Below are 23,076 nucleotides of genomic sequence, written 5' to 3'. Positions count from 1 at the left end.
CCTGTCCCGATCTTGGCACAGAGCGTGGTCAGGGCCGCCGTGCGGGGTCGTGCGCGGCCCGGTCCCGCGCCTCCCTGAAGAAGTCGTGCAGCGCCGTCGCGCCGGGCAGCAGCCGGACGGGCCGCGCCGCGCCGAACGGGGCGTTCCAGAACGCCCCTTGCCTGGGCTTCCACGGGCCCGCGTACGCGTACGGCTCGCCGAGGAAACCGTCGCCGGGGGATATGCCGTAATTGACCTCGTCCAGCGTGAGGCCCAGGTCGAAATGCTCAGGCCACAGCACGGGCGCGATCTCCGGCGCGAGACGGACCAGCGCCTCGTGACCGCGGGCGAAGCACTCCTCGAGGTGGGCCGCGGCGCCCGCGTCGACACCGAGCGTCTCGTCCAGCCCGACTCCGCTGCCGTCCTTGTAGAGGTCCTGCGGCGCGCCCGCCTCGATCCCCGCCGCCGCGGCCAGCTCCCCGCACGTCGCGCCGTTCAGCGGGATCGTCCTGTCGCCCGCGACGAGCCCGGTGCCGGCCACCCGCAGCTCCGGCGCCTGCACGGTCCCGAACCCGCCCTCCGCCACGCGCAGCCGGATCGTCCCGCTCGCGCGGTGCTGCGGGCCCGCGAGCAGCAGCTCCGCGACCCCGTGCAGCGAGCGGCGCGTCGTCCCCAGAGCATCCGGATCGACGGTCATGTCCCCATCCTTCGCCTGCGGTCGCCCATGAGTGCCGTTGCCCCACCCTCGCATCCCCGCGGCGGCCGTCACAAACCGTCCGGATCCTGATGCCGCGGCCCGTAGCGCTCCGCCAGGTCCCGGTCGATCTCGGCCCACCGGCGGTGCCGCTCGGCCGACTCCAGATGCGCCAGCGCCTCCTCGGGATGGACGGTCGCCATGTCCTCCAGCATCGCCGCCGCCCTGTCGTGAGCCCACGCGGAGGACAGCACGGACCGCAGCGCGTACTCGCCGGCGCCGCGCCGCGGCGAACGCCCGGCACGCGAACGCGACACCTCGACGGCCCGCGGCTCGTTCGCCCGGACCTCCGGGGCCCGATCGCCCGCCCAGGCCCCCGCCTTCCGCCGCGGCCCCTCGCGCGCCGTCAGGCGCAGCGCGCGGTCTTCGCCGCCCATACCGGCCATTCCGACCCGCGAGCCCGTGGCTCCCCCAGCGCCCCCGACACACCGGCTACCTACCCACCCACCTGCACGTTCAGCCCCACCCGCCGCACTTGTCACCGGGGGGCCGGATGGCCGCGCGGAGCGCGATGACCGATCATGGAGGGGTGGTGACTCCGGAACCCGTGACGCTTCAGGCCGCCGACGGCGTGCGGATCGACGCAGGACACCTCGGCGGGGACGGCGACCTCTGCTTCGTGCTCGCGCACGGTTTCACCTGCTCCTGGCGGCAGCCCGCGCTGCGCCGCATCGGCGCGGTGCTGCACCGCTACGGCGGCGTCCTCGCCCTGGACCTGCGCGGCCACGGACGGTCCGGCGGGCACTCCACGGTCGGCGACCTGGAGGTCCTCGACGTGCACGCCGCCGTCGCCGCGGCCCGCGTCCGGGGTTACCGGCGCGTCGCCGTCGCGGGCTTCTCGCTGGGCGGCGCCGTCGCCATCCGGCACGCCGCGCTGCACGGCGCCGTCGACGCCGTGGTCTCGGTCAGCGCGCCCGCCCGCTGGTACTACCGCGACACCGTCCCCATGCGCCGCGTCCACTGGGTCATCGAACGGCCCCTCGGACGCCTCGCCGTCCGCCTCGCGCGCGGGACGCGCATCGCCGCGAAGGGCTGGGACCCCGTCCCGGAGGCGCCGCACGAGGTCGCCGCGCGCATCGCCCCCGTGCCGCTGCTGATCGTCCACGGGGACGCCGACGCGTTCTTCCCCACCGAGCACGGGCGGCAGCTGTTCGACGCGGCGCGCGACCCGAAGGAGCTGTGGATCGAACCGGGCTTCGGGCACGCGGAGGTCGCCGCGACCCCGGACCTCATCCACCGCATCGGCGCCTGGGCGGCCTCGTCCGCCACCGTGATGCGCCCCGACGCGGCGCTCTGACGCGCCCGGTTCACGCCGGCGCGGCGCTCTGACGCGCCCGGTTCACGCCGGCGCGGCGCTCTGACGCGCCCGGTTCACGCCGGCGCGGCGCTCTGACGCGCCCGGTTCACGCCGGCGCGGCGGTCAGCGTTTCTCCTCGAGGCCGTCGACGAGGCTCCGGAGACCGAACTCGAAGCGGTCGGTGAGGCGCGGGGCGAGGAGCTCGCCCGCGACCGCCACCAGGTCGGGGAAGCGGTCGGCGGGCAGGCCCTCCAGGTAGCGGGACACCTCCGCGAGCCGCTCCCCGTTGTCGGGCCCCTTGCCGAACGCGATCTCCTGGACGGCGAACCCCGTCACGTAGAACATCAGGAGCAGGTACCCGTAGCCCGCCATGCGGTCGTCGAAACCCGCGCGGCGCAGCAGCCCGATCACGTGGTCGGCGAGGCGCAGCCCGTTGGGGCCGAACGGGAGACGGCCCGGCAGCAGGCGCGTCGCCGCCGGATGCGCCAGCAGGACGCGGCGGAGATCGAGGCCGATCTCGATGAGCCGCTCGTCCCAAGGCTTACCGCCGTCGCCGTCCGGTAGCGGGCACTTGCCGACGACGGTGTCGACGAGCAGGTCGAACAGCTCGTCCTTGCCGCTGACATGCCAGTACAGCGACGGCGACTTGATGTCGAGCGCCGTGGCGAGCCGGCGCATGCTGAACGCGTCGAACCCGTCCTCGTCCAGCAGCCGCAGGGCCGCCCGGACGATCTCCGCGCGGTCCAGCCGCGGTGCCGCGGACGTCTCCTCGCCGCGCGCGAAGCCGTAGTCCCGGCCGGCCATCAGAGCATCACCATGGCTCCAATCTAGCAGTGCAAGGTTATCCCTATCGGTGTTAGATTCCCTCTAACGGTGCTAGGGAAGGAGTCGCATGGTCGACCAGAGACCGGCCGCGGAGATCGCCGGCCACCAGGACGCGGAGAACGGATGGTGGCCCCTGGCGGCGATCGTCGCCGCCGTCTTCATGCTCATGCTGGACGCGACGGTGGTGACCGTCGCCATCCCCGACATGCGCCACGACCTGCACGCCGGCCTCGGCGACCTGCAATGGGTCATGAACGCGTACACGATGGCGATGGCCGCCTCCCAGCTCACCGCCGGAGCGTTCGCCGACCGCTGGGGACGGCGCCGCTCCTTCCTCGCGGGCGTCACGCTGTTCGCCCTCGCGTCCCTCGCCTGCGGCCTCGCGCCCACCGCCGCGACCCTCATCGCGGCCCGCGCCGTCCAAGGGCTCGCGGGCGCGCTCATGTTCGCGACCACGCTCGCGCTCATCGCGCAGTGCTACACGGGGCAGGCCCGCGGCGTCGCGTTCGGCGTCCGCGGCACCGCCGCCGGGCTCGCCGTCGTCCTCGGCCCCGTCGTCGGCGGCGCGCTCGTCTCCGGGATCGGCTGGCGCTGGGTCTTCCTGGTCAACGTGCCGATCGGCGTCGCCACCCTGGCCATGGGAGCCCGCTCGCTGCCGCGCGAGGAGACCGCCCCCGAACGGCGGCGCATCGACCTCGCCGGGCCGTTCCTGCTCGCCGTCTCCCTCTCCCTGCTGGTCTTCGGCCTGCTGCGGGTCGAGGACCATGGGTGGGGGAGCGCTCGGACCGGGCTCGTCCTCGGCGCGTCGGCGGTGGCCCTGGTGGCGTTCCTCGCCGTGGAGAACCGCCTGACCCACCCGATGCTCGACCTTCCGCTCTTCCGGGACCGCGCGTTCAGCGGCACGCAGATCGGGTCGTTCACCGTCCAGGCGAGCGTGTTCGCCCTGCTCATCTACGTGTCGCTGTGGTTCCAGGACCAGCTCGGGTTCTCGGCGCTCAAGACCGGGCTGTGCTTCCTGCCCCTCGTCGTCCCCATCCTCGTCGCCGGCCCGATCGCCGGCGCCGTCATGGACCGCCTCCCCAAGGGACCGCTCGTCTCGGGCTCGCTGGCGCTCCTCGCCCTCGCGATCCTGCTCATGCACGGGCTCGCACCCGGCTCGTCCTGGACCCACCTCGTCCCCGGCATGGCGCTCGCCGGCCTCGCCTGCGGGATCGCGCTGCCGACCCTCGGCGGCCTCGCCGTGGACGTCGCGGACCGGTCCCGGCTCGGCATGGCGTCCGGCGTCAACAACACCGTCATGCAGGTCGGATCCGCCGTGGGGATCGCGGTGTACGGGGCCGTGCTGAGCCGCCACCGGGTGTTCACCGACGGGCTGGACGCCCTCTTCGCCACGGCGTCCGCCGTCGCGTTCAGCGGAGCCGTCCTCACCGCGATACTCCTCCCCCGCAAACGGCTCTGACCTGCACTGATAGGAGGTTATCCACATTTTCGCGAGCCCCTTACGGGGCGCCGGCGGGATCGGCATCATCGGTGAACATGAACGGATTCGGCATCACCTGGAAAAGGACGCCCGGCGGCCCGGCCGTCCCCGTCGGCCCCGGCGTCTACTTCACCCCCGGCACCGGCACCTCCCTCACCGCCCGCGCCGCGGCCCTCAGCAGCCTCCTCCCGCCGGACGCGGTCATCGCCCGCCGCACCGCCGCCTGGATCTGGGGCATCGACGTCCTCCCGCCCGGCGTGAACGAGACCGACTGGGACGTCGAACTGATCACCCCAGCACCGGCCGAATGCGCCACGGGCCCGCCCCTTCCCGACCACGTGGACCTTCCGCCCGGCCACGTCCGGGAGCAGTCCGGCGTACGCGTCACCTCCCGCGCCCGGACGGCCCTCGACTGCACGCGGTGGCTTCCGCGCTCCCAGGCGGTCGCCGCACTGGACCAATTCCTCCGGAACGGAGTCGACACCGATGAACTCAAGGCCATGGCCCGCACGCTGCCCGGCTACCACGGCAACAGGCGGCTGCGCGAACTCCTGCGCCTCGGTGACCGTGGCGCGGCCTCCCCCGGCGAGAGCTGGGTCCGCACCGCCGTCGTCGACGCCGGCTTCCCGCGCCCCCGCACCCAGGTGCCCGTCGCCGGCCCGCACGACCGCTGCCTCTACATCGACCTCGGCTACGAGGAGTACCGCGTCGGCATCGAGTACGACGGTGAGCGCCACCACACCGGCCGCGCCGCCCGCGCCCACGACGAAAGCCGCCGCCGCTGGCTCCGCAAGGAGATGAGCTGGCAGATCATCCCCGTCACCAAACTCTTCCTGTCCCGCCCCGCCCCCTACCTGGAGGCACTCCTGACCGCACTCCTCCAACGCGGCTGGAATCCCGACGACACCACCATGACCCGCATCACCACCCGCCTAAACTCCCTCTCCCGCCACCCCCACTGAACCCCCACCCCGACCTCACGCCCGCGCTGGCCTGGCGCCCGCGCTGGTGCGCGTCCGATCCGGCCGCGGTCGCTTTGCTCGCCGTCGCTTCGCTCGCGGTCGCTTTGCCCGCGGGCTGGCGCTTCAGTCCAGCAGGGCGGAAAGACGCTTGGGAGCGATCAGGCGGTAGCTGTCTTCGATGAGTTCCGCGAGCTCGTCCCAGTCCTGCTCGACGTCCAGACGGGCGCCGACCCACCCTTTGACGCCGACGTACTTCGGAACGAAGAACCGCTCCGGGCCCTCAGAGACCAGCGCCTCCTGCACCCCCGGGCCCGCCTTGAACATCATGGACGAGCCGTCCTCGCTGGTCATCACGAACAACTTGTCGCGAACACGGAAGGAGGGCGATGTGTGACCGCCGAACGGCTTCTCGGTCGCCTCCGGCATCCCCATGCAGATCTCCCGGAGCCGCTCCAGAACGTCCATCCGTCCGCCCTTCTCCGCGATGAACCACCGTGAAAGGAGCCTACAACTCACCCCGACGCAGCAAGTCTGCGCTGGCAGCAGCAGACGTAAGCGCTGCCGGCGGCGAAAAAGGAGCGGCAGATTCATCCGACACACGAACAGACGGGGAGAACATCGAACCGCGCCCACCGCGACCGCCGAAACTCAGCCAATAACTGCCGTACGCCCCGACGCCGCTACGAAAGCGACCGCCGCAAACACCACCCAGCCGCCTCACCAGCGAAGGCTCCACTGCAGGTCGCCTTGCCAGCGAGGACTGCGCTTCCGGTTGCTTTGCCAGTGAGGGCTGCGCGTCGGGTCGCTGTACCAGCGAGGGCTTCGCCTGGTAGCCGGACCGCTGCTTTCGAAGCCACCTGCCGGATCGGCCTCCACAACTCACCCGCCGCCAGCCTCTCGACGATCCCTCCGAAGCCGGGACCCCACCGGCCAAGCGAGACGAAGGACGGCACTGGGCGTGGTCGTGGAGGGGCATCGCGGGCGTATCAGGCGACCCTCAGCAAGAGGTTCCCGCGCATCTGGCTGTCCTCGCCGGTGCGGTGGGCTTCGGCGACATCGGTGAGGGGGAGGTCCGCGCGACCGTGACCGAGAAGCGTCCGACCTCTAGCAGCTCGCCGATCTCACCGAGCATGTGGACGGGCGTCCGGCGTCCCCGCGGCTGAACCGCAGGCCGTGCTCCTACGCGCTGGCGAAGTCAGCGATCGTGATGACGTGGTCGGCGCCGCCCGCGAGGCCGGTGAGCTCATGCAGCACCCCGCTTCTCACCACATGAGGCGCGCCAACGACCCGCGCTGCGGACCCGGTCGCTGGACGCCCTCGAACGGTATGGGCTGTCGAGGCTGCTGGCCCCGGCGTCGGCCGCCGCGACCGTGGCGGTCGGCGTGACGGTGGCGGTCGGGGTGACGGTGGCGGTCGGGGTGACGGTGGCGGTCGGGGTGACGGTGGCGGTCGGGGTGACGGTGGCGGTCGGGGTGACGGTGGCGGTCGGGGTGACGGTGGCGGTCGGCGTGACGGTGGCGCTCGGGGTGACGGTGGCGCTCGGCGTGACCGTGGCGGCCGGCGTGACTGGCGCGAGTGCCGCTGGGGCGCGGTGTTTGGTGGCCCGCGGTGCCGTCGCCTTGCGATGCGCTTTGAAGCGCAGGGTGTCCTCTGGTTCGCGGGACCCTCTGGGCTGCGGGGCGTGCTAGAGGTGGGGCCTACGGGGCTGGCGGGGCTTGCGGGCTGGCGGGGCCTGTGGGGCGTGCGGGGCTGTGGGGCGTGCGGCCCTGCGGTGGGGGTGGGCGCAGAGCTCGTCGCGTCGTCGTACGACCGCCTCGGTGCGCCGATCTGCAGCGCATGCCTCTTCAATGTGCGGCTGGCCTGGGGTGTTCTTGGCGCTCCGTGGGCGCACTGCTTGCGGTTTGGGGTGGTCCTGGTGGTCGTCTGGCCGGGGGGTGGGGGAGGGCTTCCGTTTGGTGGAAGTTGGGGTGGTGTGGGGCGTCGGGAGGGGGGATGGTCGGGGCGCCTAGGAGAGGGGGGCGCGTGACTGAGGAGAGCGGCGGCGAGACTGAGGTCGTCGTCCGGGAGAAGGCGGACCTCGCGGAGGGCGTCGTGGGGTTGGCGTTGGGTGCCGCGGACGGGGGCGTGTTGCCGTCGTGGCGGCCCGGTGCGCACGTCGACCTGGTGATGCCGGACGGGCTCGTGCGGCAGTACTCGCTGTGCGGCGACCCGGCCGACGACCGGACGTGGCGGCTCGGCGTGCTGAAGGAAGGGCCAGGATCGACGTTCGTCCATGAGCGGGTGAACGTCGGCGACAGGCTCGTCACGCGCGGTCCGCGCAACCACTTCGCTTTGGAGGACGCGCCCGGCTACCTGTTCCTGGCCGGGGGCATCGGCATCACGCCGATCCTGCCGATGGTGGCCGCGGCGGAGGCGGCGGGTGCGGACTGGCGGCTCGTGTACGGCGGACGGCGGCGCGCAGCGATGGCGTTCCTCGACGATCTGGGCCGTTACGGGGAGCGGGTCGAAGTGCGCCCGCAGGACGAGTACGGGCTGCCCGATCTCGATGCCGTGCTGTCTGAATTGAAGGAGGGCACGCTCGTCTACTGCTGCGGGCCGGAGCCGATGCTGGCGGCGGTCGAGGAGCGGTGCGCCCGGGGGGAGTTGCGCACCGAGCGTTTCGCGCCGAAGCCCGTCAGCGGGCCGGACGAGGCGTTCGAGGTCGAGCTGGCGCTGAGCGGCCGGACGGTGAAGGTCGAGGCGGGGCGGTCCATTCTGGAGACGGTCGAGGAGGCGGGCGTCGCGGTCCTGTCGTCGTGCCGCGAGGGGACGTGCGGGACGTGCGAGACGCCCGTCCTGGACGGCGAGCCGGACCACCGGGACTCCGTGCTCACCGACGAGGAGCGCGCCGACGGCGGGTTCATGATGATCTGCGTGTCCCGCGCCCGGGGGACGCGCCTCGTCCTGGAGCTCTGATCGGCGAGGATGGCCCCATGACGGGGGCGTACTTCGCGATCGGGGACGGTTACGCGCTCTACCAGGGGGCCGTCGCGGACGGGGCCGTTCATCGGCACGCCGCCTTCCAGGTGGCCGCCGGTGTCCATGGAGCGGTGGTCATGGACGATGAGGCCGGGAACCGGTTCGGCGATGCGGCGCTGATCGTTCCGCCCATGGTGGGGCACCGGCTGCATCCCGCGGAGGCGCTGCGCATCTTCTTCGTCGAGCCGCAGTGCGCGTTCGCTGACCGGTTGCGGCTGGTGTGCGGCAGTGGCATCACCCCGGCTCCCGGCATGAGCGGGCTTCGGGAGGAGGACGTCGCCGGCGGGCGGTTGTCGGAGGAGCTCGACGGACGGTTGCTGGACGCGATGCGCGTGCTGATGGACGAGCGGATCCGGATGACCGCGCTGGCCAAGAGGGTCGGCCTTTCCCCGCAGCGGCTCCGTGCGCTGGCGCGGGAGGAGCTGGGCATGCCGCTCGCGCGCTGGCGCATCTGGCGGCGCCTGGCCCGGTCGGCGGAGGCGCTGCGCGAGGGACGGACGCTGAGCGGCGCCGCGGTGGCGGGCGGCTTCGCCGACCAGGCGCATTTCACCCGGGAGATGCGCCGGATGATGGGGTTGACGCCCGCGGAGGTCGTCCGGGCCATCAACCCCGGCGTGCCGTGTAGAGGGAGATCGAGCCGTTGACGGTCGGCACGGTCGCGGCCTCCCGCACCTGGGCGAAACCGACCTCGGAGATGAGTCCGGGCAGCTTGCCGTCGGCGTTGAACTGAGTGTCCTCCCGGCCGTCCGCCAGCTGGACGAGGCGGAAGGCCAGGCGCATCGGGCGGGTGCGCTGGTGGCCGAAATCGGCGATCACGAGCCTGCCGCCGGGCCGCAGCGTGTCGAGCATCGAGGCCAGGATCGCCCGTTTCACCGGGATGGGGCACTGGTGGAGGACGAGGCTGGACACGATGGTGTCGGCGGTTCCGGCGCCCACGATGCCCGTGAGCGCGTCGCCCATCCCGGTGCGCCATTCGACGCCGGCCGCTCCCGCCTTCCGCCGGGCCGCCGCGAGCACCTTCGGGTCGGGGTCGACGCCGATGACGCGGGCGGACGGCTCGACGGCGTGCAGGAGGAGGGCCAGCGATCCGGTGCCGCAGCCGACGTCGACGACGACGTCACCGGCTCTGAGGGCGGCGTGCATGGCGATCATGCTGCGCCACAGGCGTTCCCTGGTCAGCGCGATCAGGGCGTCGTAGAGACGGGGGAGGGCGAAGCGGCCCAGTGCGGGCGTGAAGGTCTGCTCGGTCATGACGGCCAGTGTCGGCCGCCCTCCCGTGGACGGTCTTGAACGAACCGCTTGCCGGTCAGACAGGCGTGATCGGCAGGGAGCGGCGGGGCTTGAAGGCGAAGTCGGAGCCGGTGCTGAACCGGACGACGGCCACCTCGTCGGCCTCGGGCGCCGGCTCGTCGCGGCGGACGACGGTGAGCCGCCAGTCCTGGTCGGTGCCGGTGACCTCGGTGTCGAGGCGGGGGTCCGCGGCACGGACGACGGCCTGGAGCGCGGCCGTCCAGCCGGGGCCGCACAGGGAGATCCAGGCGCCGTCCTCGTGCGCGGGGGACGGGCGGACGGTGACGGTCGCGCCGTCGACGGAGGCGTCGACGTAGGCCGCCGGGTTGAGGAGCGGGTGGAGGGCGAGGAGGCGGGCGGCGCCCTCCGGGGTGGCGGGCAGGCCGAGGGCGCGGGCGAGGCGTTCGGCGGCGATGCCGGCGATGCCGACGAGCTGCTTGCGGCGGATCCGGAGCAGGCCCCCGGCGTCGGCGCGTTCGGCCACGGCGAGGGTGAAGGCCCGGTTGAGCAGGTGCATCTGCAGGCACACCTCGTCGGCGATCCGGGCGAGCGCGGAGCGGGAGAAGGCGGCGAAGTCGAGGTCGGAGAGCAGCGGGCCGGTGTAGTCGGCGAGGCCGTCGTCGGACGGGTCGATGGGCGCGAGCTCGAGGGTCGCGGCGCGGGACCGCTCGTTGTCGGCGAGGAGGGGGATGCCCTGCGCGTCCGGGTGGGACTCGTCGATGATCACGGTCCAGGCGCAGTGCGGGTGCCGGCCGGCGGGCGAGCGCGGCGGCCGGTGGATGGGGCGGACCTGGGCCTTCGGGTTGGTGGCGACGGCGGTCGCGTCGAAGGTGGGGTCCTCGATGTCGTGGCACATGGAGCGGACGTAGTCGTCGCCCATCGGCTCGACGTCCATCAGGGCGCCGCAGTGGTCGAGGTGGAACTCGCCGTGCCAGCGGTCGTGGACGGTGTAGCGGAAGTCCATGAACTGGGGCGGGGCGCCGATGTCGAGCTGCAGGCCCTTGAAGATCGTCGGGACGTCGCCCTGCCCGGGGACCTCGGGGGCGTAGCCGAGGGCCCGCTGCATCCGCCGGGTGTAGATGGGGCTGGAGGCGGCCCACTCCTCGATCGCGATCCGCGCCATCTCCTCGCGGCCGAATGCGGAGATGCACCACGCCATTCCGGAACGGTCGATCAGCTGCCCGATGAGGAGCAGCTCGGGGACGGCGGCCGCGAGTTCCTGACGGGACAGGGCGGAGTATCGGCCGGGCGGAATCGCGCCGGGGTGCGTCATCGGTGATCTCCTCGAAGGTGAAATGGGTTCTCGTCGTCAGCTCGCGAGCCGGGCGGCCGTCCGGTCCAGGTACTTGAGCACGGTGGCCTCGTCGGCGTCCGGGACGCCCCAGATCAGTTCGGACGCGCCGGCCGCGGACCACTCGGCGAGGTCGTCGGGGGAGGGCTTCTTGGCGACCAGGATCCGCACGTCGGGCTCGCCGGCGCGGCCCGCGTCCGCCCACTCCTTGCGCAGCAGGGCGGCCTTCTCGGCGATGCCGGTCTCGATCGGGGTGGTCATCCAGCCGTCGGCGTGGCGGGCGATCCACCTCATGGTCTTGGGGCCGCCGCCGGCGCCGATGATGACCGGGATGCGGCCCTGCGGGGGCTTGGGGTAGGCCCAGCTCGGCCCGAAGGAGACGAACTCGCCGTCGTAGGACGCCTCCTCCTGCGTCCAGAGCGCGCGCATCGCCTCCAGGTACTCCTTCAGGACGGTGCGGCGCCTGGCGCCGGGGACGTGGTGGTCGGCCAGCTCGTCGGTGTTCCAGCCGAAGCCGGCGCCGATCGTGAGGCGCCCGCCGGACAGGTGGTCGAGGGTCGCGAGCGTCTTGGCGAGGGTGATCGGGTCGGACTCCACCGGCAGCGAGACGGCGGTCGCGAGGCCGATGCGCCCGGTCACGGCGGCGGCCGTCGCGAGCGACACCCACGGGTCGAGGGTGCGCATGTAGCGGTCGTCGGGCAGGTCCTCGCCGCCGGTGGGGTGCAGCGCGTCGCGGCGCACCGGGATGTGGGTGTGCTCCGGCACGTAGAAGGTGTCGAAGCCGCGCTCCTCCGCGGCCTTCGCGAGGGCTGCCGGCGTGATGCCGCGGTCGGAGGTGAAGAGCACGATTCCGTTGCGCATGGCGTCATAGTAGAACGTGTTCTAGGCTTCCTGGAATAGTGACTGGACAGCTGTCCGACCGAAGTGCCGGAGAACCGGCCCGCCGCCGGGAAAAGGGGAAGCCGATGCGGATCCGGCTATTGCGGCGATCTGCCGCCCGGACTACGGTGGACACATGTCCAGTCAGGTGACCAGTCCCGCGCTGCGGCAGGGCCTCAACGCCCGGCAGGCCGAAACGGTGGAGAACCTGATGGCCGCCGGGCTCGAGGAGCTGCGCGCCGTCGGCCACGAGGCGCTGACGATCCGGACGGTGGCCCAGCGGGCGGGCGTCTCCCCGGCGACCGCGTACACCTACCTCTCGTCCAAGAACCACCTCTTCGCGGAACTGTTCTGGCGGCACCTCAGCGAGGACGGCGGTGCCGCGCCGGCCGGTGCGAGCGCCACCGAGCGCCTGCAGGCGACCGTCCGGGCGCTGACGGCCCGGATCGTCGTGGAACCGGAGCTGGCGGCGGCGGTGACGCCGGCGCTGCTCGGCAGCGACCCCGACGTCGCGCGGCTGCGGCTGCGCATCGGCGGGGAGTTCTACGCCCGGTTCGAAGCGGCCCTCGCGGCGGAGCGGCGGCCGGGCGGGCCGGGCGGAATGGCCGGACCGGCCGGATCAGGTGGAACGGCCGGCGCCGGCGTGCTCGAGGTGCTGGTGCTCACCTTCACCGGCGCGCTGCTGCAGGCCGGCATGGGCCTGCTGACCTACGACCAGATCGCCGACCGGCTCGTCGCGGCCGTAGAAGTGATCATGAGGGGCAACGAATGAGCGCTTCGCGCGACGCGGTGGTCGAACCCCTGGTCTTCGACCCCTACGACTACGACTTCCACGAGGACCCGTACCCGCTCTACCAGCGGCTGCGCGACGAGGCGCCGGTCTTCCACGCCGAGCGGGACGACCTGTGGGCGATCTCCCGCCACGCCGACGTGTTCGACGTGCTCCGCGACGACGCGACGTTCTCCAACCGGATGGGCGTCTCGCTCGACGCGAGCGCGTGGAGCCCCGAGGCGCACCGGGTAATGAGCTTCCTCGCCCTCGACGGGCAGCGGCAGACCCGGCTGCGCAGGCTGGTGTCCGCCGCGTTCACGCCGCGCCGGGTCAAGGAGCTGCAGCCGCAGATCCAGCGGCTCACCGAGCACTACCTCGAACGGACCTTCGCCGCCAACGCCGAGCACGGCGAGGCCGACTGGATCACCGACTTCGCGGGGAAGCTCCCCATGGACGTCATCTCCGAGATGATGGGCGTGCCGGAGGCCGACCGGGACGAGGTGCGGCGCCTCGCCGACCTCGTCGTGCACCGCGAGGACGGCGTCCGGGACGTCCCGCCGGCCGGCATGGAGGCGGCCGGCGAGCTCCTCACCTACTACGCGGCGATGGTGAAGGAGCGCCGGGCCGCGGCGGAGCCGGCCGGGGACCTCACCGCCGCGCTCACCGTCGCCGAGATCGACGGCGACCGGCTCGCCGACGCCGAGATCATCGCGTTCCTCTTCCTCATGGTGGTCGCCGGGAACGAGACCACCACCAAGCTGCTCGGCAACGCGCTGTTCCACCTCTCCGCGCACCCGGACCAGAAGGCGGAGGTGCTCGCGGACCCCGCCGACCCCGAGACGCTGGTGACGCCGTGGATCGAGGAGACGCTGCGGCACGACACCTCCAGCCAGATGATCGCCCGGTACGTCGTCGAGGACGTGGAGCTGCACGGCACGACGATCCCGGCCGGGTCGAAGGCGCTGGTGCTGCTCGGCTCCGCCAACCGGGACGAGCGGGTCTTCACCGACCCGACCGTGTACGACGTCCACCGGCCCAAGGCCGAGCTCGGCCAGATCCTCAGCTTCGGCTCAGGCAAGCACTTCTGCCTGGGCGCGAACCTGGCCCGGCTGGAGACCCGGGTCGTCCTGAACGAGCTGGTCAGGCGTGTGGCCGACTTCGAGGTGCACGCCGACCGGGCCGTGCGCGTGCACTCCACCAGCGTGCGCGGCTTCGCCGCGCTGCCGACCAGTTTCACCCTGCGGAAGGGCTGAGGCGGAGGGACTGATCGTGTCCGAGAAGTACCGGCATCCCGAACGCCGCCCCGCGGTGATCACCGGCGCGTCGTCCGGCATCGGCGCGGAGACGGCCAAGGTCCTCGCGGCGGCGGGCCATCCGGTGGCGCTCGGCGCGCGCCGGGTCGCCGTCCTGGAGGAGATCGCGGCGGCGATCCGCGCCGACGGCGGCGAGGCGGTCGCGCACGCGCTCGACGTGTCCGACGACGCCTCGGTCGCCGAGTTCGCCGCGAAGGCGACCGCCGACCTCGGCGACATCGAGGTCGTGGTCAGCAACGCCGCGCTCGTCGCGCCCGGCGCGACGATCGAGGTCAGCTCCGAGCGCTTCGCACGGGAGATCGACCTCAACCTCGTCGGCGCGCACCGGGTCGCGCGGGCGTTCGTGCCCGCGATGGTCGAGCGGCGGCGCGGCGACATCGTCTTCGTCTCGTCCGACGTCGCGGTGCGGCCCCGGCCGTTCATGTCGGCGTACTCCGCCGGCAAGTGGGGCCTGGAGGGGATGGTCACCGCGCTGCAGATGGAGCTCGAGGGCACCGGTGTGCGGGCCTCGATCATCCGTCCCGGCCCGACGTGGAGCGGCATGGGCACCGACTGGGACACCGAGGAGGCCGCGTTCGTGCTGAACCAGTGGGTCCGCTTCGGACTCGCCCGCCACCCCCACTTCCTGAAGGCCAGGGCGCACGCGGACGCGATCGCGACGATCGTCGGCGCGCCGCGCGGCGTGCACCTCGGCCTGCTCGACGTCAATCCCGAAGCGCCCGTGGAGGAGAAGCCATGACCGCCGCCGAGAGGCACCGGCTCGCCGCGATCCCCGAGGTGAGCACGGTCCTCGACGACCAGAGCCCCGAGGTGCCGGAGATCATCCGCGGCACCGGGCACCTGCCGGAGATGCGGGTCGACCCGATCGGCCTGTTCCACCGCGTCCGCGAGGAGTGCGGCGACGTCGGCCGGTTCCGGCTCGCCGACAAGGACGTCGTGCTGGTCAGCGGCGCCGAGGCGAACGAGGTGTTCTTCCGCGCGCCGGACGAGCAGCTCGACCAGGCCGCCGCGTACCCGTTCATGACGCCGATCTTCGGCAAGGGCGTCGTCTTCGACGCCTCGCCGGAGGAGCGCCAGCAGATGCTGAAGAACCAGGCGCTGCGCGGCGACATGATGCGCGGGCACGCGCGGACGATCGAGGCGGAGATCCGCCGGATGGTCGCGGGCTGGGGCGACGAGGGCGAGATCGACCTGCTCGACTTCTTCGCCGAGCTGACGATCTACACCACGTCCGCGTGCCTGATCGGCAAGCCGTTCCGCGACGAGTTGGACGCCTCGTTCGCCGAGCACTACCACGAGCTGGAGCGCGGCACCGACGCGATCGCCTACGTCGACCCGTACGCCGACATCGACAGCTTCCGGCTGCGCGACGCGGCGCGGGAGAAGCTCGTCGGGCTGGTGCAGGGCATCATCGAGCGCCGCAAGGAGCGCGGGAAGGTCCCCCGCGACCAGCGCGACCTGCTCGACGTCCTGATCTCGCTGGACATGAGCGCCGACCACATCACCGGCATCTTCATCTCGATGATGTTCGCCGGGCACCACACGTCCAGCGGCACCGCGTCCTGGGCGATGATCGAGCTGCTGCGGCACCCGGACGTCCTCGCCGAGGTCGTCGCCGAGCTGGATGCCCTGTACGCCGACGGCACGGAGGTGTCGTTCCAGGCGCTGCGGTCGATCCCGGTGCTGGAGTCGGCGCTGAAGGAGACCCTCCGCCTGCACCCGCCGCTGGTCATCCTGATGCGGCTCGTCCGCGAGGACTTCGAGCTGCTCGGCAGGACGATCCCGGCCGGGACGATGCTCGCGGCGTCGCCGCGCGTCTCGAACCGGATCGAGGAGGACTTCCCCAAGGCGGCGGACTTCGACCCCGGCCGCTACATCGACCCGCGGCAGGAGGACCTGCAGAACCGCTGGACGTGGATCCCGTTCGGCGCCGGCAAGCACCGCTGCGTCGGCAACGCGTTCGCGATGATGCAGATGAAGGCGATCTTCTCCGTCGTCCTGCGCGACTACACGTTCGAGGCCGCCCAGCCCCTCGACTCCTACCAGGACGACTTCACCAAGATGGTCATCCAGCTCAAGCAGCCGTGCCGGGTCAGGTACCGGCGCCGGGCGGGGAGGTGAGCGCGATGCGCGTCGTCGCCGACACCACCATCTGCCAGGGGCACCAGCTCTGCCAGGGCGAGGCGCCCGACGTGTTCGGGTTCGACGAGGAGAAGGACGTCGTCGTCGTCCTCGACGAGCACCCGGACGAGTCCCGCCGCAAGGACGTGGCCACGGCCGTCAAGTACTGCCCGGCCTTCGCGCTTTCGATCGAAGAGGACTGATCTCCATCATGTGCACGAAGGGGACGACGTGAGTGAGGACGGCGGGCTGACCCGCGCCGAGATCGAGGAGTTCTGGGACTCCTGGCTGGCGATCAACCGCGAGGCCGAGCGCACCGGCGACTGGCGGGTGATGGCCGAGTGGTACGCCGAGGACGCGACGTACGGCTGGATGTACAGCCCCGACGAGCACTTCATGGCGGTCGGCCGCGACCAGATCCGGGACTGGGCGATCGGCATCGAGATGGACGGCCTCGACGGCTGGCACTACGACTACCAGGTCACGGTCATCGACGAGAAGAAGTCGATGATCGTCGGGTTCTGGAAGCAGAAGTCCGGGATCACGAACGACGCGACCGGCGGGGAGTACGAGATCCTCGGCATCGGCGGCTCCTGGTTCGGCGTCGAGCGGCAGGCGGCGGGCGCGGACGCCGGCCAGATCAAGATCGCCTGGCAGCGGGACTGGTTCGACATGCCGTCGACCGTCCACACGTTCATGGAGATCATCAACTCCGGCAAGGCGCCCGAGACGCTGCTGAAGCGGATGAAGGTCGCGGGCCACGGCGTCCCCGGCCACTACCACTACGACGAGATGCCCTCGACGCTGTGGCCGCCGCCCGTCGAGCGCGGCGACTACATCACGCAGGCCCCGAACGACGCACCGGAGGCGGGGCGATGACCGAGCGCGTTCCGGCGAATCCGCCCGCGCAGCAGTACGTCGACGGCAAGCTCGGCGCCGCGAGCGGCGGGGCGTCCTACCCGATCCTCAACCCGGCGACCGGGCAGGAGATCGGCCGCGCCCCCGACAGCACCGCCGCCGACGTCGACGCCGCGATCGGCGCCGCCCGCCGCGCGTTCGACGAGTCGCGCTGGCCGACCGACCGCGCGCTGCGGATCCGGGTGCTGCGCCAGTTCCACCAGGCGCTGCTCGACAACGCCGACGTCCTCCGCGCGCTCACTACCGCCGAGGCCGGCGCGCCGGCGTTCTTCGTCAACGGCCCGCAGTTCGACACTCCGGTCGAGAGCCTCAAGTGGACGATCGACCTGGCCGAGGGCTACGCGTGGGAGACCGACCTCGGCGTGGGCGTGACCATGGGCATCCGGTCGCGCCGCACCGTGCACCGCGAGCCGGTCGGGGTGGTCGCGGCGATCACGCCGTGGAACTTCCCCAACCAGATCAACCTCGCCAAGATCGGGCCGGCGCTCGCCGCCGGGAACACCGTGGTGCTCAAGCCGGCGCCCGACACCCCGTGGCTGGCGGCCGAGCTGGGCCGGCTGTTCGCCGAGTGCACCGACGTCCCGGCCGGCGTCTTCAACGTCGTGACGCCCCGCGCCAACGACGTGGCCGCGCTGCTCACCACCGACCCGCGCGTGGACCTGGTGTCCTTCACCGGCTCGACCGCCACCGGACGGGCGATCGCGGCGGCCGCGGCGCCGACCCTCAAGCGGGTGTTCCTGGAGCTCGGCGGCAAGTCCGCGGCGATCGTGCTGGACGACGCGAACCTCAAGGCGGTCGTCGGCACCACCGCGTTCGCGGCGTCCGTCCACGCCGGACAGGGATGCGCGATCACCACCCGGCTGGTGGTGCCCCGCGAGCGCTACGACGAGGCGGTGGAGATCGCCGCGTCCACGATGGCCTCGCTCGGCGCGAAGGACCCCGCCGACCCCGGCACCATCTGCGGCCCCGTCATCTCGGCGGCGCAGCGCGACCGGGTGAAGTCCTACCTCGACCTGGCCGTCGAGGAGGGCGGGCGGTTCGCGACCGGCGGCGGGACCGCCGAGCAGGACGGCGAGCTGGCCGGCGGGTTCTGGATCGAGCCGACCGTCATCGCCGGCCTGGACAACACCGCGCGGGTCGCCCAGGAGGAGATCTTCGGCCCGGTGCTGACCGTCATCGCGCACGACGGCGACGACGACGCCGTCCGGATCGCCAACGAGTCGCCGTACGGGCTGTCCGGCTCGGTCGACTCCGGCGACCTGGACCGGGCCAAGGCCGTCGCCGCCCGGATCCGCACCGGCACGATCGGCGTCAACGGCGGGCTGTGGTTCGGCGCGGACGCGCCGTTCGGCGGCTACAAGCAGTCCGGGATCGGCCGGGAGATGGGCGTGGCCGGGTTCGAGGAGTACCTCGAGACCAAGACCACGGCCGAGCCGGCCTAGGCGGGGACGAGGAGGAGATCGGATGAGCGACACCGTCCGCGTCGGGTTCGTCGGGCTCGGCGACATCGGCAAGCCGATGGCGACAAGGCTGGCCGCGCAGCAGGCCGAGGCCGGGCTCGCGCTCAGCGTGTTCGACCTGGCCGAGGAGCCGGTCGAGGAGCTGGTCGCGGCCGGCGCGAAGGCCGCCGGCGGCGTCGGCGCCCTCGCCGCCGGCAGCGACGTGCTGTGCGTGATGGTCAACAACGACGAGCAGGTCCGCTCGGTGCTGGACGAGGTGCTGGCCGCCGCCCCCGAAGGCCTCACCGTCGCGATCCACTCGACCGTCGCCCCCGGGACGCCCGCCGAGCTGGAGGAGCGCGCCGCGCGGCGGGGCGTCCGGCTGGTCGACGCGCCCGTGTCCGGCGGCGTGATGGGCGCGGGCACCGGCGAGCTGGCCATCATGGTCGGCGGGACGGAGGAGGCGTTCGCCGCGGTCCGGCCCGTCCTCGACGTCCTGGCGAAGAAGGTCGTGCACGCCGGGCCCATCGGCGCGGGCACGAGGTTCAAGCTCGCCCGCAACCTGATGCACTACGCCGCCTTCACCGCGGCGACCGAGGCGCAGCGGCTCGCCGAGGCCGCCGGGCTCGACATCGTCGCGCTCGGCGAGGTCGTCCGGCACACCGACGCGCTCACCGGCGGCCCCGGAGCGATCATGTACCGCGACACGACCGCCGAGATGGAGCCCGGGTCGTTCTGGTTCACCACCTTCGGCCACCTCCGCCAGCTCGCGGAGAAGGACCTCGACTTCGCGATCGCGCTGGCCGAGGAGCTCGGCGTCGACGTACCGCTGGCCAGGATCGCGCGCGAGCGCCTCGCGCCCGGCCTGGGCTTTCCCGAGGAGCAGTGATGAGCGACGAGAAGACCGGGAAGTTCGACGACCTCCCCGAGTTGCGCGCCCGCGGCCTGCGCAAGATGGAGCAGGTCTACGGCTTCGACATGACGGACGGCGACGGCGACTTCTTCCGCTACACCGCCGACCACCTGTTCGGCGACGTCTGGCAGCGGCCCGGCCTGTCCGACCGGGACCGGCGCCTGCTGCTCATCGGGCTGCTCGCCGGGCAGGGCGCCGCCGACGTGCTCGGCATCCAGGTGCCCGCCGCGCACGCCGCCGGGGAACTCGACGACGAGGCGCTCCGCGAGACCGTCGTGTTCCTCAGCCACTACGCGGGCTGGCCGAACGGCGCCCGGCTCAACTCGATCGTCGAGGAGACGATCGCCAAGGCGGCCCGGAAGGCCGCGCGGGCCGCCGAGAAGCAGGGCTGAGGAGCACCATGGCCATCCGCGTCCTGCACGTCGCGACCGGCAACGTCGGCCGCATCGCCCTGTCGCAGCTGATCGAGGACCCGCGCTTCGAGCTGGCCGGCCTCGTCGTGTCGGACCCCGGCAAGGTCGGGCGCGACGCCGGCGACCTCGCCGGCCTCGGCGCGGTCACCGGCGTGACCGCCACCGCCGACCTCGACGCGGCCCTCGCGGCGGCGCGCCCGGACTGCACCGTCTACTGCGCGCTCGGCGAGACCCGGCTGTTCGAGGCGCTCGCCGACATCGAGAAGATCCTTGCCTCCGGCAGCAACGTCGCCGCGTCCTCGCCGGTGCCGCTGATCTACCCGTGGGGGCTGCTGCCCGACCGGATGATCGACCCCGTCGAGAAGGCCTGCGAGGCCGGCGGGACGAGCCTGTTCGCCAGCGGCGTCGACCCCGGATGGGTCAACGACCTGCTGCCCTTCGCGATCGCGAGCACCTGCCAGCGGGTGGAGCAGGTGCGCTGCTCGGAGATCGCCGACTACGCGACCTACGACGGCGGCCCGGTCATGTTCGACTTCATGGGCTTCGGACGTCCGCTGGACGACCTGCCGCGGATGTTCAAGCCGGGGATCCTCGCGGCGTCCTGGGGCGTCAGCCTCCGGATGATGGCCCGCGGGTTCGGGTTCGAGCTCGACGAGATCACCGAGTCGTACGAGCGGGAACCGGCGCCCGAGGCGTTCGACGTGGCCGCCGGGCACATCCCGGCGGGCGGCGTCGCGGCGATGCGGTTCCAGATCACGGGCGTCTCCGCCGGCAAGGAGGTGCTGGTCATCGACCACACCACCCGGCTGCGCGACGACCTGCGCCCCGACTGGCCGCGGCCCGCGCAGGACGGCGGCTCGTACCGGCTGGAGATCACCGGCGAGCCGTCCTACCGCGTCGACGTGTGCCCGACCAGCGCCAAGGGCGACCACAACTACGCCGCGATCGCCGCCGGGGCCGGGCGCATCGTCAACGCGATCCCCGACGTCGTCGCCGCGCCGCCGGGCCTGCGGACCCCGCTCGACCTGCCGTTCAACACCGCCCGCGGCGTCTTCGCCACGGCGCTTTCCGGTTGACGCGCCGCACGTCGACGCATCGCACGCACACGAGAGGGAGGACATCCGATGGGACGGGTGGACGGGAAGATCGCGCTGATCAGCGGGGGCGCGCGCGGCATCGGCGCCGCGAGCGCGCGGGCGCTGGTGGCCGAGGGCGCGAAGGTCGTGCTCGGCGACATCCTCGACGAGGAGGGCAAGGCCGTCGCGGACGAGCTGGGCGACGCCGCCCGCTACGTCCACCTCGACGTCACGAACCCCGAGGACTGGGCCGCCGCCGTGCAGGCGGCGATCGCCGAGTTCGGCGGGCTGAACGTGCTGTTCAACAACGCCGGGATCGCCAACGGCGCCGCCATCAACCGGTTCAAGCTGGAGAAGTGGCAGAAGATCATCGACATCAACCTCACCGGCCCCTTCCTCGGCATCCGCGCCGCGGCCGACGCGCTGATCGCGGCCGGCGGCGGGTCGATCATCAACACCTCCTCCATCGAGGGGCTGCGCGGCACGTCCTGGGCGCACGGCTACGTGGCGTCGAAGTGGGGCCTGCGCGGCCTGACCAAGTCGGTCGCGATGGAGCTCGCGCCGCACGGCGTCCGCGTCAACTCGCTGCACCCGGGCCTGATCCGGACGCCGCTCACCGAGGGCATCCCCGACGACATGATCCCGGTGCCGCTCGGCCGGCCCGGCGTCCCCGAGGACGTCGCGTCGTTCGTGGTCTTCCTCGCCAGCGACGAGTCCTCCTACGCCACGGGATCGGAGTTCGTCATCGACGGCGGCACCGTCAACCAGATCCCGCACAAGTGATCCCGGCCGGACGGCCGGCACCGACTCGAGACAGGGACCGATGAACGCACAGACCTCTTCCGGAATGGCCGTGCCCGCGGTGGTGCCGGCCGCGGAACTGCCCGGCGACGCCGAGCGGTTCGACGTCGTGGTGGTGGGCTTCGGGATCGCCGGAGGGTGCGCCGCGCTGGAGGCCGCGCGCTCGGGAGCCCGGGTCCTGCTGCTGGAGCGGGCCGCCGTGCACGGCGGCACGTCGAGCATGTCGGGCGGCCACTTCTACCTCGGCGGCGGCACCGCCGTGCAGAAGGCCACCGGCCATGACGACAGCGTCGAGGCGATGGTGCGCTACCTGATGGAGAGCACCAAGGACCCCGACGAGGAGAAGATCCGGGCGTACTGCGAGGGGTCGGTCGCGCACTTCGACTGGCTGGAGTCGCTCGGGTTCGCGTTCGAGCGGTCCTACTTCCCGGGGAAGGCGGTGATCCAGCCCGGCACCGAGGGGCTGATGTTCACCGGCAACGAGAAGGTGTGGCCGTTCCGCGACGAGATCGCACCGGCGCCGCGCGGCCACAAGGTGCCGGTGCCGGGCGACACCGAGGGCACCAAGATCGTGATGGACCTGCTGCGGGACCGGGTCGAGGAGGCCGGCGTCGAGGTCCGCTACGAGACCGGCGCGACCAACCTGGTGGTGGACGGCGACGGCGCGGTCACCGGCGTCGCCTGGCGGAACTTCGACCGGACCGGCGTGGTCGCCGCCGCCGCAGTGGTCATCGCGGCCGGCGGGTTCGTGATGAACGCGGACATGGTCGCGGCCTACACGCCCGCCCTCGGCGAGAAGCTGTTCACCCTCGGCGGCACCTACGACGACGGGCTCGGGATCCGGCTCGGCCAGTCCGCCGGCGCGGCGCTGGAGCACATGGACGAGCCGTTCATCACCGCGCCGTTCTACCCGCCGTCGTCGCTGGTCAAGGGCCTGATCGTGAACAAGCGAGGCGAGCGGTTCGTGGCCGAGGACAGCTACCACGCGCGCACCTCCTATTTCGTGCTCCGCCAGCCGGGCGCCGCGGCGTACCTCATCGCCGACAGCGACCACATGGAGGAGCAGCGGATGCCGCTCGTCCCGCTGAAGGACGGCTACGAGACGATCGAGGAGATGGAGGCCGGGCTGGAGCTGCCTCCGGGCTCGCTGGCGGCGACGATGGCGCGCTACAACGAGCACGCCGCGCGCGGCGAGGACCCCGACTTCCACAAGCACCCCGACTGGCTGGCGCCGCAGACCAACGGGCCGTGGGGCGTCTACGACCTGACCCTCGGCACCGCCCTGTACGCCGGTTTCACGCTCGGCGGCATGGCCACCACGGTCGACGGCGAGGTGCGGCGGGCCGACGGCTCGGTCATCGGCGGGCTCTACGCGGCCGGAGCCTGCGCGTCCAACATCGCCCAGGACGGCGCCGGATACTGCTCGGGCACCCAGCTCGGCGAGGGCTCGTTCTTCGGCCGCCGCGCCGGCCTCGCCGCCGCGGCCCGAGCGCGCGACGCGACCCGCTAGGCCCGCGCCCGCGCGGGCTGCCCCG

Annotated in this window: 25 protein-coding genes and 1 pseudogene; 18 read left to right on the top strand and 8 right to left on the bottom strand. The window is 72.5% G+C overall.

What is annotated here, in order from left to right; genetic code table 11:
- Nucleotides 1–28: 28 nt before the first annotated feature.
- Both F9B16_RS31055 and F9B16_RS31050 read right to left on the bottom strand, forming a co-directional pair.
- Nucleotides 29–676: a hypothetical protein gene (locus tag F9B16_RS31055; protein ID WP_151543776.1), complete on the bottom strand. Its 648-nt coding sequence runs from the start codon at nt 674–676 to the stop codon at nt 29–31.
- A 68-nt stretch (nt 677–744) separates the two neighbouring features.
- Nucleotides 745–1,110, bottom strand: a complete 366-nt coding sequence (locus tag F9B16_RS31050) for a hypothetical protein (RefSeq protein WP_151543775.1) — start codon at nt 1,108–1,110, stop codon at nt 745–747.
- Between the two features lie 155 nt (nt 1,111–1,265).
- On the opposite strand from F9B16_RS31050, the gene F9B16_RS31045 reads away from it, so the two are divergent.
- On the top strand, nt 1,266–2,030 hold the full coding sequence (locus tag F9B16_RS31045) for an alpha/beta hydrolase (protein WP_225992083.1): 765 nt from the start codon (nt 1,266–1,268) through the stop codon (nt 2,028–2,030).
- A 123-nt stretch (nt 2,031–2,153) separates the two neighbouring features.
- On the opposite strand, the gene F9B16_RS31040 is transcribed toward F9B16_RS31045, so the two are convergent.
- Nucleotides 2,154–2,834 carry a TetR/AcrR family transcriptional regulator C-terminal domain-containing protein gene (locus F9B16_RS31040; protein WP_151543773.1) on the bottom strand — a complete coding sequence of 227 codons (681 nt, stop codon included), beginning with the start codon at nt 2,832–2,834 and terminating at the stop codon, nt 2,154–2,156.
- Between the two features lie 88 nt (nt 2,835–2,922).
- On the opposite strand from F9B16_RS31040, the gene F9B16_RS31035 reads away from it, so the two are divergent.
- Both F9B16_RS31035 and F9B16_RS31030 read left to right on the top strand, forming a co-directional pair.
- Nucleotides 2,923–4,314, top strand: a complete 1,392-nt coding sequence (locus F9B16_RS31035; protein WP_151543772.1) for an MFS transporter — start codon at nt 2,923–2,925, stop codon at nt 4,312–4,314.
- Between the two features lie 77 nt (nt 4,315–4,391).
- Nucleotides 4,392–5,297 (top strand): hypothetical protein, encoded by a 906-nt coding sequence (locus F9B16_RS31030; protein WP_151543771.1) that lies wholly within the window; start codon nt 4,392–4,394, stop codon nt 5,295–5,297.
- Between the two features lie 123 nt (nt 5,298–5,420).
- On the opposite strand, the gene F9B16_RS31025 is transcribed toward F9B16_RS31030, so the two are convergent.
- Together F9B16_RS31025 and F9B16_RS54225 are read right to left on the bottom strand one after the other, a co-directional pair.
- Nucleotides 5,421–5,762 carry an MmcQ/YjbR family DNA-binding protein gene (locus F9B16_RS31025; protein ID WP_151543770.1) on the bottom strand — a complete coding sequence of 114 codons (342 nt, stop codon included), beginning with the start codon at nt 5,760–5,762 and terminating at the stop codon, nt 5,421–5,423.
- A 521-nt stretch (nt 5,763–6,283) separates the two neighbouring features.
- Nucleotides 6,284–6,566 (bottom strand): annotated as a pseudogene (locus tag F9B16_RS54225) (zinc-binding dehydrogenase); the annotation flags it as partial.
- Between the two features lie 113 nt (nt 6,567–6,679).
- Here F9B16_RS54225 and F9B16_RS31020 point away from each other — a divergent pair.
- The 3 genes from F9B16_RS31020 (at nt 6,680) to F9B16_RS31010 (ending at nt 8,959) form a co-directional block, all read left to right on the top strand.
- Nucleotides 6,680–6,985 (top strand): hypothetical protein, encoded by a 306-nt coding sequence (locus tag F9B16_RS31020; RefSeq protein ID WP_151543769.1) that lies wholly within the window; start codon nt 6,680–6,682, stop codon nt 6,983–6,985.
- A 334-nt stretch (nt 6,986–7,319) separates the two neighbouring features.
- On the top strand, nt 7,320–8,252 hold the full coding sequence (locus F9B16_RS31015) for a PDR/VanB family oxidoreductase (RefSeq protein WP_225992082.1): 933 nt from the start codon (nt 7,320–7,322) through the stop codon (nt 8,250–8,252).
- Between the two features lie 17 nt (nt 8,253–8,269).
- Nucleotides 8,270–8,959 carry a helix-turn-helix domain-containing protein gene (locus F9B16_RS31010; RefSeq protein WP_151543767.1) on the top strand — a complete coding sequence of 230 codons (690 nt, stop codon included), beginning with the start codon at nt 8,270–8,272 and terminating at the stop codon, nt 8,957–8,959.
- Here F9B16_RS31010 and F9B16_RS31005 read toward each other — a convergent pair.
- Genes F9B16_RS31005 through F9B16_RS30995 form a run of 3 tightly spaced genes read right to left on the bottom strand, consistent with a single transcriptional unit; the run spans nt 8,919 to nt 11,757 of the window.
- Nucleotides 8,919–9,566, bottom strand: coding sequence for a class I SAM-dependent methyltransferase (locus F9B16_RS31005; protein WP_151543766.1), 648 nt, complete (start codon nt 9,564–9,566; stop codon nt 8,919–8,921). The genes F9B16_RS31010 and F9B16_RS31005 overlap by 41 nt on opposite strands.
- A gap of 55 nt (nt 9,567–9,621) precedes the next feature.
- Complete coding sequence (locus F9B16_RS31000; protein ID WP_151543765.1) at nt 9,622–10,878, bottom strand: hypothetical protein; 1,257 nt, start codon at nt 10,876–10,878, stop codon at nt 9,622–9,624.
- A gap of 36 nt (nt 10,879–10,914) precedes the next feature.
- A complete protein-coding gene (locus tag F9B16_RS30995; protein ID WP_151543764.1) occupies nt 10,915–11,757 on the bottom strand; it encodes an LLM class F420-dependent oxidoreductase in 843 nt (280 codons plus the stop codon).
- Nucleotides 11,758–11,911: 154 nt separating this feature from the next.
- On the opposite strand from F9B16_RS30995, the gene F9B16_RS30990 reads away from it, so the two are divergent.
- The 12 genes from F9B16_RS30990 to F9B16_RS30935 are packed head-to-tail and all read left to right on the top strand — an operon-like array spanning nt 11,912 to nt 23,051.
- The gene (locus tag F9B16_RS30990; RefSeq protein ID WP_151543763.1) at nt 11,912–12,547 is read left to right on the top strand and encodes a TetR/AcrR family transcriptional regulator; all 636 of its coding nucleotides are present in this window, start codon (nt 11,912–11,914) and stop codon (nt 12,545–12,547) included.
- Nucleotides 12,544–13,800, top strand: coding sequence for a cytochrome P450 (locus F9B16_RS30985; RefSeq protein ID WP_151543762.1), 1,257 nt, complete (start codon nt 12,544–12,546; stop codon nt 13,798–13,800). Before F9B16_RS30990 ends, F9B16_RS30985 begins: the two co-directional genes overlap by 4 nt.
- Before the next feature lie 16 nt (nt 13,801–13,816).
- Complete coding sequence (locus F9B16_RS30980; RefSeq protein WP_151543761.1) at nt 13,817–14,599, top strand: SDR family oxidoreductase; 783 nt, start codon at nt 13,817–13,819, stop codon at nt 14,597–14,599.
- Entirely contained in the window at nt 14,596–15,981 is a 1,386-nt protein-coding gene (locus F9B16_RS30975; protein ID WP_151543760.1) for a cytochrome P450, read from the top strand. Before F9B16_RS30980 ends, F9B16_RS30975 begins: the two co-directional genes overlap by 4 nt.
- A gap of 5 nt (nt 15,982–15,986) precedes the next feature.
- Nucleotides 15,987–16,184 carry a ferredoxin gene (locus tag F9B16_RS30970; RefSeq protein WP_151543759.1) on the top strand — a complete coding sequence of 66 codons (198 nt, stop codon included), beginning with the start codon at nt 15,987–15,989 and terminating at the stop codon, nt 16,182–16,184.
- Between the two features lie 28 nt (nt 16,185–16,212).
- Nucleotides 16,213–16,860 carry a nuclear transport factor 2 family protein gene (locus F9B16_RS30965; protein WP_192809077.1) on the top strand — a complete coding sequence of 216 codons (648 nt, stop codon included), beginning with the start codon at nt 16,213–16,215 and terminating at the stop codon, nt 16,858–16,860.
- Nucleotides 16,857–18,341 (top strand): aldehyde dehydrogenase, encoded by a 1,485-nt coding sequence (locus F9B16_RS30960; protein ID WP_151543758.1) that lies wholly within the window; start codon nt 16,857–16,859, stop codon nt 18,339–18,341. The genes F9B16_RS30965 and F9B16_RS30960 overlap by 4 nt, the downstream gene beginning before the upstream one ends.
- Nucleotides 18,342–18,363: 22 nt before the next feature.
- Nucleotides 18,364–19,227 (top strand): NAD(P)-dependent oxidoreductase, encoded by an 864-nt coding sequence (locus F9B16_RS30955; protein ID WP_151543757.1) that lies wholly within the window; start codon nt 18,364–18,366, stop codon nt 19,225–19,227.
- Nucleotides 19,227–19,643 carry a carboxymuconolactone decarboxylase family protein gene (locus tag F9B16_RS30950; RefSeq protein ID WP_151543756.1) on the top strand — a complete coding sequence of 139 codons (417 nt, stop codon included), beginning with the start codon at nt 19,227–19,229 and terminating at the stop codon, nt 19,641–19,643. Before F9B16_RS30955 ends, F9B16_RS30950 begins: the two co-directional genes overlap by 1 nt.
- A gap of 8 nt (nt 19,644–19,651) precedes the next feature.
- Complete coding sequence (locus F9B16_RS30945) at nt 19,652–20,740, top strand: NAD(P)H-dependent amine dehydrogenase family protein (protein ID WP_151543755.1); 1,089 nt, start codon at nt 19,652–19,654, stop codon at nt 20,738–20,740.
- A 48-nt stretch (nt 20,741–20,788) separates the two neighbouring features.
- The gene (locus F9B16_RS30940; RefSeq protein WP_151543754.1) at nt 20,789–21,523 is read left to right on the top strand and encodes a glucose 1-dehydrogenase; all 735 of its coding nucleotides are present in this window, start codon (nt 20,789–20,791) and stop codon (nt 21,521–21,523) included.
- Nucleotides 21,524–21,563: 40 nt separating this feature from the next.
- Nucleotides 21,564–23,051 (top strand): FAD-binding protein, encoded by a 1,488-nt coding sequence (locus F9B16_RS30935; protein WP_225992081.1) that lies wholly within the window; start codon nt 21,564–21,566, stop codon nt 23,049–23,051.
- Nucleotides 23,052–23,076 lie beyond the last annotated feature (25 nt).

It is taken from the genome of Actinomadura montaniterrae, from assembly GCF_008923365.1.
In the GTDB taxonomy this organism is placed as follows: Bacteria; Actinomycetota; Actinomycetes; order Streptosporangiales; family Streptosporangiaceae; genus Spirillospora; species Spirillospora montaniterrae.
The sequence above is the reverse complement of the archived record's forward strand: the minus strand, read 5'-3'. Positions and strand labels throughout refer to the sequence as shown.